Source organism: uncultured Jannaschia sp. (assembly GCF_947494025.1).
GTDB lineage: Bacteria > Pseudomonadota > Alphaproteobacteria > Rhodobacterales > Rhodobacteraceae > Jannaschia.
Genome location: NZ_CANLTQ010000010.1, coordinates 1 through 13044 on the forward strand (window position 1 = coordinate 1; position 13044 = coordinate 13044).

Consider the following 13044-nt stretch of genomic DNA (forward strand, 5'->3'; position numbering starts at 1 on the left):
TCGGCCGCAGCGACGCCGGCGAATACGCCCGCTTCGACTGGATCGAGATCGCAAAGGCCGACAGCGGCTCCGCGCCCTCCACGCCTTCCGCGCCCTCGGCCCCTTCCGCGCCCTCCACCCCTTCGACGCCGAACTCGGTGGATGCCGATCTGGTGGTCTTCGCCGGACAGTCGAACGGGGCGGGTCATTTCTACCGTCGCGGCGGCGACAGCACCGGCGGATCGCTCGGCAACGACGTCTTCGAGCGCGCGCTCGATGCGGAGACCGGCGACAACGTCACCGCCCTCAACGTCGCCGTCTCGGGCAGCGGATCGAACCAGTACGCCGATTCCCGTGATTACTGGTGGGATGTCGACCGCGACCGGCCGGGCCCCGAGCTCGAACGGGCGATGTCGATGATCCGGTCGGCCGAATCCTCGGGCCGCGACGTCGACGCCTTCATCTGGGCGCAGGGCGAGGACGATGCGCGTTCCGTCAACGACAACCGCAGCAACCTGTCGCAGGCCGTGAGCCGCTTCGACGAGGCGACGCGGGCGGTGTTCGACTACGTGCGCGACGAACTCGACGATCCGGATCTGCCAATCTTCATCCAGCAGCTCGGCGATTTCCCCGAGGATGGCGGCTGGCTCGACGGGCCTTCGGGCGCGCTCGACGCGATGCGTGACGCGCAGGGCCGGATCGTGAATTCGATGGACGACGTCTATCTCGGCGCGCGGACGACCGACGTGGACGATCACTACGACACGATCCACTTCAACAACGAAGGCTACGGCATCATCGCCGACCGCCTCGCCGACAGCGTGGCCGACGTCCTGGGCTGATCGTCACGACGACGCTACGAGAAGGGCCGGCCCCCACGGGGAGCCGGCCCTTTTTTGTTCGAAACCACGTGATTGCGAGCGGAGGACGCAGACGAGGCCCTCAATCCTCCTCGCCCTGCGGGACCTCGCGGACCTTGGAGCCGTACTTGTCGCGGCGGATGATGGTGCTGACCCGGTATTGCTTCAGTTGCCGGCTGTTGGAGAAGATGATGATCTCCCCGATGAGGCCCAGAGCGATGATCTGAATGCCGAGCACGATGGCCAGGACGCTGAAGATCAGGAGCGGACGGTCGGCCAGCGAGACGTCCATGAACAGCCGGCCGAGCACGAGCGCCACGGTGCCCAGAAGACCGACAAGGAAGACCGGCACGCCGATCGCGCCGAAGAAGCGCAGCGGGCGGTGCAGGAATTTCATCACCACGAAAAGCGCCATCGCATCGAAGAGCGCGCGCATGTGACCCACGGGGCGGAAGACGAAGCGGTCCTCCTGCGGCTCGGGCTCGGCGTGGCGCACGCGGGCCTCGATCACGCGGAAGCCGCGGCTCGCGGCGATGACGGGGATGAAGTGCTGCCGCACGCCGAAGCCGCCGACCTCCTCGAGCACGTCGCGACGGCTCAGGCGCACGCGGCAGAAGACGTCCGAGACCGAATGGCCGAAGAACAGCCGGAACGTCTTCTTCAGGAAGGACTGGCGCTTCGCGCTGATCGGCTGGACGTCGCGGTCGCAGACGACCATGTCGTTGTCCTCGATCGCCGCGAAAAGCTTCTCCAGCTCCTCCGGCGCGACCTCCGAACGGCCCGGAAGGGTCAGGACGAGGCGGCCGCGGGCGCGCTTGTAGGCAGTGCCAAGCTCGCCGTCCTCGCCGGTCCAGGGCCGGCGGGCGAAGACCTCGAGATTGGGCCAGTCCCGGGCCAGCGCCTTCAGGGCGGCCACGGTCGTCTCGCCGGAGGCATCGGCCATGCAGAGCACTTCGTAGCGCAGACCCATTCCATCGAGGACCGGACGGTACTTGGCCAGAACGGAGGCCGCGACCTCGAGATCGGGTACGGCGGCCACGACCGACAGATCGACCTCCGGCGCGATCCCGAAGGATTCGACGTTCGAGAGGGAGGAAACGGGCAGGACTGACGAGACCGACATTCGGGACGTCCTTTCTTCAGAAAAACTGTTCGGTTCTAAAATCACGTGCGTATTCGTCCGGATTCAGGGTTCGAGGCTCTTGTCGAACCGGGCCATGGAGAAGGTCTTGGTCTGGAATATGACCGCCACCACCACCCCGATCAGGAAAACGAAGACCGACAGCGAGGCGAGAAGCCCGAACACCGCCATCTCCACCACCAGATGACCGGAACCGTCGTGGAGCAGCACGAGGAACATCGCCGCGGCGACGAGGCAGGCGAAGGCGAAGCCGCTGAACGTGGTCACCGGCCGTCGGGCGAAGACCAGCAGCGACTTGATGGTGATCAGGTCGAGCACGACCTTGAAGATCCGCGACAGCCCGTATTTCGAGGCGCCGAACCGGCGGGCGTGGTGGCGCACCGGCACCTGCTCGATCCGCGCGCCGAGCGGGATCGTCATCGCCGGGATGAAGCGGTGCATGTCGGAATAAAGCGGCACGCGCTTGATCACGTCGGCCCGGTAGACCTTGAGCGAGCAGCCGTTGTCGCGGATCGGGATGCCGGTGACGCGGCCGATCAACCGGTTGGCGATCATCGAGGGCAGCTTGCGCGACAGCCACTTGTCCTGCCGCTTCTCGCGCCAGCCGACGACGAGGTCGTTGCCCTCCTCGAGCTTGGCGATCATCATCGGGATGTCGGCGGGATCGTTCTGCAGGTCGCCATCCATGGTGACGAGGTAGCGGCCACGCGCATGCTCGATCCCCGCGGTCATCGCCGCGGTCTGCCCGTAATTGCGCCGGAACCGCAGCACCGAGACGCGCGCATCCGCCGCCACGATGTCGCGCGCGCGTGCGATGGTCGCGTCCCGGCTGCCGTCGTCGACGAGCAGGATCTCGTAGGAGCGCCACATCGGCGTCAGCGCCTCCGTGATCGCCCGGTAGAGCGGCCAGACGCTCTCCTCCTCGTTGAAGACCGGCACGATCACCGAGATCTCGATTTCCGATCCGGGACAATCGTCATGGCGATACGTGTCGGGCATGCGGAGCTGAACTCCCTAGATAATAAGATCGAAGCAAACTTCCGCCGGGCGCTCGAAAGTGGCGTCGCGCCGACCTTGACTTCTTGAACTACTCTAATCGTCCCGGAGTCTAGCTTAACGTTAGCCCAAGGTTAACCCGCTGTGTTCAATATCCGATAATGAAATTTTAACGCTTCCCCATCTTAACTCTTGATCTATCGATGTCGCATCGTTGGTGTCCGCGTCGCGATGCCGGGGAAGTCCATGCCTCCGAATCGCTGCCGCCGTCCCGGATTCGGAGAGAAAAATCCATATCTTTCAATTCCTCGCGTTGAAGTGCCCCGTCCTGACGGCCGATCCGTGCCGTTCCTGCGGATACGGGGGAGGATTGTTGCCCGGGCCGGCGGGCTGCGGACGGCCCGGGACGGGCCCGATGATCCGGAGCGGCCACCCATGACACTTTTATGCCACATTTTGGCGAATCGCTTGGGTCTGTCTGACGTCGGGTCGGCGCGGTCCATGCGAGCGAATCGTGTCGTTCGTGGCGGGAATCGGCCGACCGGATCGCTGATTCCGGGGCGCCTGCGATGACCGGGACCGCCCCCCTCGGACCGGGGCCGCTCCTCGTCGATGCCCATGTCCACATCTATCCGCGCTTCGATCGCGCGGCGTTCCTTGACGCCGCGGCAGCGAACGTCCGCCGCGCCGCCGCCGCGCGGGGGCTCGACCCGGACACGCCCGGATGGCTGCTCCTGACCGAGACCGCCGCGGACCACGCCTTCGCCGAGCTCGCCGAACAGGCGGCGACGGAAACCGGCCCGGGCGGCTGGCGTCTCCGCCCGACCGGCGACCCGCTCTGCCTTCTGGCCCATCGCGACGGACAGGCGCCGCTGGGGCTCCTGGCCGGGCGGCAGATCGTCACCGAGGGCGGGCTCGAGGTGCTGGCTCTCGGCACCGGCGCGACCTTTCCCGACGGCGGAACGCTCGCAGATGCGCTGGCGCGGGTCGCGGCGGCCGGCGCGCTCGCCGTGCTGCCCTGGGGCTTCGGCAAGTGGCTCGGCGCGCGCGGCGCCCGGGTGCGGGCGGCGGTGGCGCGGGCCGCGCCCGGCACGCTGTTTCTGGGCGACAACGGCGGCCGCGCCGGCCCGCGGCCCCGGCTCCTCGCGGAAGCGGAGGCGGCGGGCCGCGTCGTCCTGCCCGGCTCGGACCCCCTGCCCCTGCCCGGTCAGGAGACGCGCGCGGGCGGCTTCGGCTTCGTGCTCGACGCCGCGCTCGACCCGGACCGCCCCGGCGCGAGCCTCAAGGCGCGGCTCGCCGCCCTCGCGACATCGCCGCCCGTCTATGGCAGGACCACGGGGGCCCTGCCCTTCGCGGGCAACCAGATTCGCATGCAACTGCGCAAACACGGGATATCGCCATGACCTCGAAGCCTCTGAAGGGGCTGGCCATCGCGCCGCAGCCGTTCTTCTCGCCGCGCGGCACGCCGCTCAGCGTTTATTACCGCTCGCTCGTGACCAGCGAGATGGGGATCGGGGTCGACCTGCTCACCTACGGCGAAGGGCAGGACGTGGTGATCCCCGGGGTGCGCATCGTCCGCATCCCGCGCATCCGTTTTCTCGAGCCGATCAAGATCGGCCCCTCGGCGGCGAAGCTCTTTCTTGACGTCTTCGTGATCCTCTGGACGCTCGGCCTGCTGATCCGCAACCGCTACGATTTCGTCCATGCCCACGAGGAAAGCATCTTCTTCAGCCGGTTCCTGAAGCCGATCTTCGGCTTCAAGCTCATCTACGACATGCATTCGAGCCTTCCCGAGCAGCTGACGAACTACAAGTTCACCACCTCGAAGCTGGTGATCGGCGCGTTCGAATGGCTGGAGAACACCTGCCTGAAGGCCTCCGACGCGGTGATCACCATCTGCCCCGAGCTCGCCCGTCACGCCGAGGCGCGGATGCCCGACCCGTCGCGGCACCTGCTGATCGAGAACTCGATCTTCGACCCGGTCCGCCTGAAGGACGCCCCGCCCCGCCCCGCCGACGCGCCGATGCCGGAGCTCGCCGAGGTGCCGTCGGACCGACCGATCGTCGTCTATGCCGGCACGTTCGAGGCCTATCAGGGGCTCGACATCCTGATCGAGGGCTTTGCGCAGGCCCGCGCCGCCTGCCCCGAGGCGTTCCTCCTGATGGTCGGCGGCAACCCCGCGCAGGTCGAGCGCTACCGCGCGCTCGCCCACGGGCACGGGCTGGAGGGGCATTGCCTCTTCACCGGCCGGGTCGAGCAGGTCCGCGCCAAGGCCTGCATGGCGCGCGCCGACATCCTGACCTCGCCGCGCAGCACCGGCTCGAACACGCCGCTCAAGATCTACGAGCTTCTCGACAGCGGCAAGCCGATCGTCGCCACCCGCATCCTGTCGCACACCCAGGTTCTCGACGAGGAGGTCTGCTTCATGGTCGACCCCACCCCCGCCTCCATGGCCGGGGGGCTTTCGGCCGCGCTCACCGACACGCCCCGTCGCGAGGGCGTGGTCGCCGCCGCCCGCGCGCTCTACCGCGAACGCTATTCGCGCCCGATCTACGAAGCCAAGATGCGCCGCCTGTTCGAGATCATCGGCCTGGGCGCGGGCCTCGCCCCGGCCCGGGATCCGGCGGCACGGACCGATCCCGCCCCGGCGACGCCGGCGGAGCCCCCGGTCCGGGCGGCGATGTCGCGATGAGCGCCGCCGACACCGCGAGCGCGGGCGGGGCCGCGCCGCGCGCCGCCCCCGTGGCCGCCGTGCGCGCCTACTGGCAGGAGCACGTCACCGACTGGCCGATCACCCGCGCCAGGCCCGGCACGCGCGACTTCTTCCGCGAGACGGCGGCCTACCGCTTCGAGAAGCTCGATTATCTCGACCGGATCGCGGGCTACGGCGACCATGCGGGCGAGGACGTGCTCGACATCGGCTGCGGGCTCGGCAACGACACCGCCCGCTTCGCCGCCGCCGGCGCCCGCGTCACCGGCCTCGACATCGCGCCCCGCGCCCTGGAGCTCGCGCGGGAGAACTTCGCGCAGCGCGGGCTCCAGGGGCGCTTCGTGCTGGGCGACGGCGAGGCGCTGGACTTCCCCGAGGCGAGCTTCGACTTCGTTTATTGCCACACGGTGCTGCATTTCACCCCGCATCCCGAACGCATGGTGGCCGAGATCCACCGCGTCCTGCGCCCCGGCGGCCGCGCGCTCCTGATGATGGTGAACCGCCGCTCCTGGATGCGGGCGCTGCACCGGGCGATGAAGGTGGAGATCGACCACCTGCACTCGCCGGTCTTCCACTGGTACGGCCCAGACCGGTTCCGCGCCATGCTCGACCGCTTCGACGAGGTCGACCTGCGCTTCGAGCGCTTTCCGGTCCGCACCCTCGTCCACAAGGGCGCCAAGGCGCGGATCTACAATTTGGCCTTCGTCGACCTCTTCAACGCCCTGCCCCGCCGGCTCACCGCACCCACGGGCCACCACATGCTGGCCTTCGTGCGGAAGGCCGCCTGATGCGGCGCGACCCGGACGCCTTCGCGGACGGCCCCTACGACCTCCTGGTCGTGGGCGGCGGCATCTACGGCGCCTGCGCCGCGGCCGACGCCGCCCGCCGGGGCCTCCGCGTCGCGCTGATCGAGCGGGACGATTTCGGCGGCGCCACCTCGCACAACTCGCTCAAGACGATCCATGGCGGCATCCGTTACATCCAGCATCTCGACATCGCCCGCCTGATGTCGTCCGCGCGCGAGCGGCGACACTGGATGGACCTCGCGCCCGAGCTGGTCGTGCCCCGGCAATTCGTGATTCCGCTCTACGGCCATGCCATGAAGGGGCCGGAGGCCTTCGGCGCCGCGGCGATGCTCTACAACGCGCTCACCGCCCGCATCCGACGCGGCCGGGTGCCCGCCGCCCGCGTCCTGTCGGTCCGCCGCGCGGCCGAACTCATGCCCGGCATCGACACGTCCGGCATGAGCGGCGGCGGCACCTGGCACGACGGGCAGATCCTCGACGCGAACCGCCTGCTGATGGCGTTCCTGCACGACGCCGCGGCGAACGGCGCGCAGGTCGCGAACTACGTCGCCGCCCGCGACCTGCTCGGGCCCGCCACCCGCGTCGAGGGCGTGCTGGCCGAGGATCGCGCGACCGGGCGGAGCTTCGAGATCCGCGCGCGCCTCACGCTGAACTGCGCCGGCGCGGGGGCCGCGGGCCTCGCGCGGCGGGCGCGGCACGAGCTTTCCGCCGCGTCCTTCTCGGGACTCGCGCGGGCGATGAACCTTGTGGTGGACCGCGACCTGACGGCGGGCGCGGCCTTCGGCGTCGTCAGCCGGCGCAAGTCCGATGCCGTGATCGACCGGGGCGGGCGGATGTTCTTCGTCGCCCCCTGGATGTCGCGCACCATGATCGGCACCGCGCACCTGCCCTTCGAGGGCGACCCGGAGACCTACCGCTTCGACGAGGGCGACCTGCAGGAATTCCTGGCCGAGGTGAACGAGGCCGCCCCCGCGCTCGGCCTCGCCCGCGCCGACGTGGCCTATTGCCATGCGGGCCTCACCCCCGCCGCGATCGACGACGACGCCAAAAGCGGCGTGGGCGGGAGCGGCGAGGTCCGGCGGCACAAGCGCGGCACGATCATCGACCACCGCGCGGCGGACGGGGTGGACGGGCTCGTCAGCGTGGTCAGCATCAAGTACACGACCGCCCGGCTGGTGGCCGAGCGCGTCGTGGACCACGCCGCCGCCCGGCTGGACCGCCCCGCCCCCGCCCCCGCGCCGCGCCCGCTGGCGGAGGCGACGCTCGTGGACGACCCCGCCGACGCGGACGCACTGGCCGCGCGCTGCCGGGAGGAGATCCGGGACGGCATGGCGCTGCATCTGGGCGACGTCGTGTTCCGCCGCACCCGCCTGGCCGAGACCGGCCGGATGACCGAACCCCTGCTCGACGCCGCCGCCCGCGCGATGGCCGGAGCCCTCGACTGGAACGAGGCCCGCCGCGACCGGGAACTGGCGGAGACGCGCGCCACCCTCGCCCGCCACCGCGGCCCCGCCGCCGCGGCCTGAGCGCGCCGCATCGTCCTGGCGGAAATGCCGGAGGCGCAGGTCGCGGCGGGCGACGTCCCGCAATCAGGTTGCGGAACAGCCAGCCCCGGCGTGCCGCCGCGCGGAACGAGGCCTAGAGCAGCCCCTGCCCCCGCGACCATTCGATCACCCGCCGGAACCCCTCGCGGTGATCGACCTTCGGCGCGTAGCCGAGCTTCTCGCGCGCCTTGGACAGGTCGAAGTCGCGGTTCTTGGTGAAGAAGGCCACGCGGCGGGGATGGAGCGGCGGCTCGATCCCGAGCGGCTTGCACAGCGCCTCGCAGAGCCGACCCGCATTCATCACCAGCCCCACCGGCACCCGCGCCCGCGGCGGCTTCACCCCGAGCAGCTCGGCGATGGTGCGCGCGAGCTCGTTCAGCGTGGGCTTCGACGGCCCGCCGATCAGGAACACCTCGCCCGCGCCCTCGGCCTTCTCGCCCGCGAGCAGGAAGCCCTCCACGAGGTCGTCGATATAGACGAAGTGGTAATGCGGTGTGCCGTCGCCGATCATCACGAAGCGGCCGCGCGCGATCGGGCGGATCATCTTCATGAACCGCGTGTCGCCCGGCCCGTAGATCCCGCAGGGGCGCACCACGGTCCAGGGCTGGCCGATCTCGTCGCCCACCCGGCGGGCGAGCAGCTCGCCCTCGAGCTTGGTCTCCTGGTAATCGTCGCCCGGCGAGAACTCGGTGGTCTCGTCGCCCGGCCCCCGCTTGACGTGCCCGTGCACCCCCATGGTCGAGGTATGCACGAAGCGGCGGCAGCCCGCGTCCCGCGCCGCGCGGATCAGCCGGTCGGTCGCGTCCACATGGACGGCCTCGAGCACCGCGCGCCCGCCGCCCACCTGCCGGAACACCGCGGCGACGTGGAACACCGTGTCGGCGCCCTCGACCGCGCGCGCGCAATCGGCCGCGTCGGTCAGGTCGCCCTCGAAGACCTCGACCTCCGGCGGCAGGTCCCGACGCGAGCCGCCGCGGCGCACGAAGGCCCGCACCCGCGCCCCTTCTGCGGCCAGACGGCGGGCCAGATGGCTGCCGGTGAACCCGCCCGCCCCGGTGACGAGAACCTGTCGGTCGCTCCAGAATCCGGCCATCGAATACGTCCTCTTCGCGCGCGAAATCCGGGGCGGAATCCGGCCCCGGAGATGGTTTCGGGCCTACAGGCATGGCTGCGGTCCCGCAAGTTTTCGCATGCGAAACGGTTTACGGAAGACCCCGCCCGCCGGTGTCGTTATCTTCACCCTTCGGCCCTATGGCCCCCATGAGGCGGTTGCGCTCCGCACGCGGGGCGCCGATCCTCCGCACGGGCGTGCGGGACCGCCCGGAGGTGACGGAATGCGCGACGCAGGGACTTCAGGCCGGTCCGACCCGGCCGACACGGCGGAGGCCCCGATCGGCGCCGAGTTCGAGGCCTTCGCCCCCGCAAGGCCCGGCTCGCGCCGTTGGACGTGGATCCGGATCGCGGCCTCCGTGGCGCTCATCGCCCTGATCCTGTGGCAGGCCGAGCTCGGCGCGGTGCTGGACGCGATGGCCGGTGTCGATCCGCGCTGGATCGCCCTCGCCCTCGGGCTGCAGCTCGTGGGCCCGGCGATCACCGCCCTGCGCTGGCGGGGGCTTCTCGCCGCGCGGGGGGTGACGCCGGGCTGGCCTTATCTGTGGGGCTCGATGCTGGTCTCGGGCTTTTTCCGGCAGTTCATGCCGACGATCATCGGCGGCGACGTGATCCGCGGCTACGACGCCTGGCGGGCCGGCGCCACGACCGGGCTGGCGGTGATGTCGCTGGTGCTCGACCGGCTGTTTGGGCTTCTGGCGCTGGCCACGCTGACGTTCGGCGGGGTGCTGCTGTCGGCCGAGATCTCGGCGCGCCTGCCCGGGATCGGGTTCTACGTCGCAGCCGTGTTCGTGGTGCTGGTGGCGCTGATCGCGCAGATCCTGCTGCCGTCGCGGCTGAGCCTGCGGCTCGGCGCGGCCGGGCTGGCGCGGCTGCCGGCGATGGTGCGGGGGCGGGTCGCGAAGATCGCCGAGGCGCTCGTCACCTACCGCGACGCAAGGGGCGTGCTCGCGCAGGCGCTGGCGCTGTCCTTCGTGCTCCAGCTCACCGTGATCACGTTCTACTGGTCGATCGGCCGCGCGCTCGGCCTGCCGGTGGATTACGCCAGCTTCTTCGTGATCGCGCCAGTGGCCATCTTCGTGATGATGCTGCCGATCAGCATCAACGGGATCGGCGTGCGCGAGGGCGTGTTCGTCTTTCTGCTGGGCCAGTGGGGCGTGGCGCCGGCCGAGGCGGTGGCGCTGGCCTGGATCGAATACGGCATCTTCCTCGTGTTCGGCCTGCTGGGCGGCGGGCTCTACGCGCTGCGCCGGCGCTGACGAACAAGATCGGAGAATAGCCGTGACCCGAGACCCCGAGACCCCGCATCGTCCCGAGAAGCAATACCTGATCGCCGAGCTCGCCGCCGAGGGCTCGGGCTACGCAAAGTACAAGGCCTTCTTCGTCGGCCGCCCGGGGTTCGGCGCGTTCCTGCGCTACGAGCTCGCCGTCACGCTCGCCGGTCCGATGCCCGGCGCGGCGGGCTACGCGCTGCGCGGCCGGCTTTTCCCCGGGCTCGTCGCGCGCGCGGGCCGGGGGGTCAATTTCGGCCGCAACCTGATCCTGCGCTGCCCGGCGCGGATCGTGCTCGGCGACCGGATCGCGATCGACGACAACTGCACCCTCGACGCGCGCGGCGTGGGGCCGGACGACCGCTTCGAGATCGGCGACGATACGCTCGTCGCGCGCGACGTGCTCCTCGTGGTCAAGAGCGGCGGGCTCAGGATCGGACGGAATTGCTCGATCGGGGCGCAATCGACGCTGAGCGGCACCAACGGGATCACGCTCGGCGACGACGTGCTGGTGGCCGGGCAATGCTATATCGGCGGCGGCCGCTACCTCACGGAGCTGGGCCGGGGGCCGATGGTGGCGCAGGGCCTCGTGAGCAAGGGGCCGACGGTGATCGGCTCGGATGTCTGGCTCGGCGCCGGCGTGCGCGTCCTCGACGGAGTCCGCGTGGGCGACGGCGCCATCGTGGGCGCGGGCGCGGTGGTCACGAAGGACGTGGCGCCCAACACGATCGTCGGCGGCATCCCCGCCCGCGAGATCGGCCGGCGGAGCTGAAACCTCCGACAACAAGATCGACATGCAGGCGAGATACGGAAAGGGCGGCCCCGCCCGCGGATAGAGATGTCCCCGCGCAGGGAACGGTCGGAGGCCACCCGACCTCACGGCGGAGGGGGGGGGCGATCACGTAATCCGGATCGACCCCATCGTCCGTCGCCTCAGATCGGCAACGCCGCGCAGGCGGCCGGATCGCCGGTCCCGCCCCCCTGCCAGCGCAGCGCGAAGACGCTGTCGCCGAACCGGGTCTCGATCGCGCGCCCGTTCGCCGCGAAGACCGGGCCGAGCGCCTGCATCGCGCCCTGCCGGAACCAGGAATTCTCGCTGGTCAGGAACAGGCCCTCGGGTACGCAGTCGAGGACCCGGGCCAGCGTCTCGGTCTCGCCGATCACCGGGCGTCCGGTGCGGGGGTCGATTGCGAACGACGTCTGGCTCGGCAGCTCGGTCAGCCGGCTCGGCCCGTAGAGGAGGTCGTAATCCCCGAGCTCCGCGATGGTCTGCAGTTCGCGCATCGTGATCCGGAACGGCAACTCGCTCCAGTCGCCGAGCGAGGCCGCCACGCCGTCCCAGTTCTCGTCGGGCAGCGGGCTGTTGGTGCGGCCGCGCAGCGCGTCGATGGAGCGCTCGAAGAAGGGGTTGGTCAGCGCCGCGAACAGGGCCGCGAGGACCAGCGCCGGCAGGACCAGCCGGCCCCGCGTCGGATCGACCTCGCGGGCGGCGCCCGCCGCCAGCCGGCCGAGGAGCGGCACGATCGCGGCGGCGGCGAGGCCCCATACCGCGAAGAAGAACGGCATCCCGTAGGACAGGTAGCGCTCCGTCTTCATGCCGCCGAAGGTCTGTCCGACGAGGATCGCCCCGAACACGACGAGGCAAAAGGAGGCCAGCCGCGCGTGCCGGCCCATCGCGACGATCGCCGCCAAGGGAAAGAGCGGCCAGAGCGTCGGGTACATGGTCACCAGGACGCCGTGGTAGAACATCACGTCGTTCTGCTTGTCGGCGAGCCAGAGCGGGGTCCAGCGATAGGTGTGCCACAACGTTCCCAGAACACCCGTCGCCTGCGCCAGCGCCGCGAGCGCGACCCCGAGCAGCGCGATCCCGGCCAGGATGGCCCGAGGATGGCGCCGGACGAGGATCGCGGGCAGCAGAAGCGCGCCGGCGAGCCAGACGAGGATGCCGGCCAGCCCGATTGCGGTGGTGATCTGCAGATAGAAGGCCACCGCGAGACACAGCGCCGCGCCCGCCGCCCAAAGGAGCCGGGTCCGCGGGGCGGTGGCGAGGGCCGCCTCGAAGGCCGCGATCGCGCCCAGGAGGAACGTGAAGCTGTGCCAGGAATAGAAGCGCAGCGTCTGCGCCTCGATGATCCCCTGCGGCCAGAACACCGCCAGAAGGCCCGCCCCGATCCCGGCCGCCCAGCCCGCCCGCGCCTGCAGCCACACGAACAGGACCGGCGCCGCGAGGATGCCCGGCGGGAGCGAGAACAGGCGTCCGATAAGGAGGCTGTCCCGCCCTGTCGCCTCGAAGAGCGCGGCGATCGCGAAGGTGAACCAGCCCGTGCGGGTGTATTCGCCGTCGAGGATCGCCGGCCGGCCGGTCTCGATCCAGCCCCGCGCGCCGAGCAAATGGTAGAGCTCGTCGAACTGCGCGGAGCTCGTCAGGAGACCCGTGCGGAAGACGAGCGCGAGAAGGCAAAGGCCGAGCGCCGTGGCCCAGAGGCCGGGGCCCGTGGCCGGGCGCCGCGCGGACCGGGAAGGGGTGGAGGTCACGTCGAAGCCGGAGATCTGGAAAACGCCATATGCCGACACTCTAAGAGATCGAATTACTTGCAAAAGACTTAAACCACGCCGGGAAGACGTGT

At 70.3% G+C, this 13044-nt stretch carries 11 protein-coding genes; 7 read left to right on the forward strand and 4 right to left on the reverse strand.

Annotation, left to right across the window (positions count from 1 at the left end):
* Positions 1-821: sialate O-acetylesterase (locus Q1B08_RS12830; protein WP_299819326.1), on the forward strand; the 821-nt coding region annotated here is incomplete at its 5' end.
* Between the two features lie 100 nt (positions 822-921).
* On the opposite strand, the gene Q1B08_RS12835 is transcribed toward Q1B08_RS12830, so the two are convergent.
* Both Q1B08_RS12835 and Q1B08_RS12840 read right to left on the reverse strand, forming a co-directional pair.
* Entirely contained in the window at positions 922-1962 is a 1041-nt protein-coding gene (locus Q1B08_RS12835; protein ID WP_299819329.1) for a glycosyltransferase, read from the reverse strand.
* A gap of 63 nt (positions 1963-2025) precedes the next feature.
* Positions 2026-2979: a glycosyltransferase family 2 protein gene (locus tag Q1B08_RS12840; RefSeq protein WP_299819332.1), complete on the reverse strand. Its 954-nt coding sequence runs from the start codon at positions 2977-2979 to the stop codon at positions 2026-2028.
* Positions 2980-3545: 566 nt separating this feature from the next.
* Between Q1B08_RS12840 and Q1B08_RS12845 the strand changes: the two genes are divergently transcribed.
* The 4 genes from Q1B08_RS12845 to Q1B08_RS12860 are packed head-to-tail and all read left to right on the forward strand — an operon-like array spanning position 3546 to position 8018.
* The gene (locus Q1B08_RS12845; protein ID WP_299819335.1) at positions 3546-4379 is read left to right on the forward strand and encodes a hypothetical protein; all 834 of its coding nucleotides are present in this window, start codon (positions 3546-3548) and stop codon (positions 4377-4379) included.
* Complete coding sequence (locus tag Q1B08_RS12850; RefSeq protein WP_299819338.1) at positions 4376-5668, forward strand: glycosyltransferase family 4 protein; 1293 nt, start codon at positions 4376-4378, stop codon at positions 5666-5668. Before Q1B08_RS12845 ends, Q1B08_RS12850 begins: the two co-directional genes overlap by 4 nt.
* Positions 5665-6474 carry a class I SAM-dependent methyltransferase gene (locus Q1B08_RS12855; RefSeq protein ID WP_299819340.1) on the forward strand — a complete coding sequence of 270 codons (810 nt, stop codon included), beginning with the start codon at positions 5665-5667 and terminating at the stop codon, positions 6472-6474. The genes Q1B08_RS12850 and Q1B08_RS12855 overlap by 4 nt, the downstream gene beginning before the upstream one ends.
* A complete protein-coding gene (locus Q1B08_RS12860; RefSeq protein ID WP_299819343.1) occupies positions 6474-8018 on the forward strand; it encodes an FAD-dependent oxidoreductase in 1545 nt (514 codons plus the stop codon). Before Q1B08_RS12855 ends, Q1B08_RS12860 begins: the two co-directional genes overlap by 1 nt.
* A gap of 112 nt (positions 8019-8130) precedes the next feature.
* On the opposite strand, the gene Q1B08_RS12865 is transcribed toward Q1B08_RS12860, so the two are convergent.
* Complete coding sequence (locus Q1B08_RS12865; protein ID WP_299819346.1) at positions 8131-9129, reverse strand: NAD-dependent epimerase/dehydratase family protein; 999 nt, start codon at positions 9127-9129, stop codon at positions 8131-8133.
* A gap of 241 nt (positions 9130-9370) precedes the next feature.
* Between Q1B08_RS12865 and Q1B08_RS12870 the strand changes: the two genes are divergently transcribed.
* Positions 9371-10405, forward strand: a complete 1035-nt coding sequence (locus tag Q1B08_RS12870) for a lysylphosphatidylglycerol synthase transmembrane domain-containing protein (protein WP_299819349.1) — start codon at positions 9371-9373, stop codon at positions 10403-10405.
* 22 nt (positions 10406-10427) lie between these two features.
* The gene (locus Q1B08_RS12875) at positions 10428-11189 is read left to right on the forward strand and encodes an acyltransferase (protein ID WP_299819352.1); all 762 of its coding nucleotides are present in this window, start codon (positions 10428-10430) and stop codon (positions 11187-11189) included.
* A gap of 161 nt (positions 11190-11350) precedes the next feature.
* Here Q1B08_RS12875 and Q1B08_RS12880 read toward each other — a convergent pair whose 3' ends face one another.
* Positions 11351-12991, reverse strand: a complete 1641-nt coding sequence (locus Q1B08_RS12880) for a hypothetical protein (RefSeq protein ID WP_299819355.1) — start codon at positions 12989-12991, stop codon at positions 11351-11353.
* Positions 12992-13044 lie beyond the last annotated feature (53 nt).

Excerpts from the sequence above, each read along its gene's own strand:
- Q1B08_RS12835 (WP_299819329.1), bottom strand. The coding sequence starts at position 1,962 with ATGTCGGTCTCGTCAGTCCTGCCCGTTTCCTCCCTCTCGAACGTCGAA.
- Q1B08_RS12840 (WP_299819332.1), bottom strand. The coding sequence starts at position 2,979 with ATGCCCGACACGTATCGCCATGACGATTGTCCCGGATCGGAAATCGAG.
- Q1B08_RS12845 (WP_299819335.1), top strand. The coding sequence starts at position 3,546 with ATGACCGGGACCGCCCCCCTCGGACCGGGGCCGCTCCTCGTCGATGCC.
- Q1B08_RS12850 (WP_299819338.1), top strand. The coding sequence starts at position 4,376 with ATGACCTCGAAGCCTCTGAAGGGGCTGGCCATCGCGCCGCAGCCGTTC.
- Q1B08_RS12855 (WP_299819340.1), top strand. The coding sequence starts at position 5,665 with ATGAGCGCCGCCGACACCGCGAGCGCGGGCGGGGCCGCGCCGCGCGCC.
- Q1B08_RS12860 (WP_299819343.1), top strand. The coding sequence starts at position 6,474 with ATGCGGCGCGACCCGGACGCCTTCGCGGACGGCCCCTACGACCTCCTG.
- Q1B08_RS12865 (WP_299819346.1), bottom strand. The coding sequence starts at position 9,129 with ATGGCCGGATTCTGGAGCGACCGACAGGTTCTCGTCACCGGGGCGGGC.
- Q1B08_RS12870 (WP_299819349.1), top strand. The coding sequence starts at position 9,371 with ATGCGCGACGCAGGGACTTCAGGCCGGTCCGACCCGGCCGACACGGCG.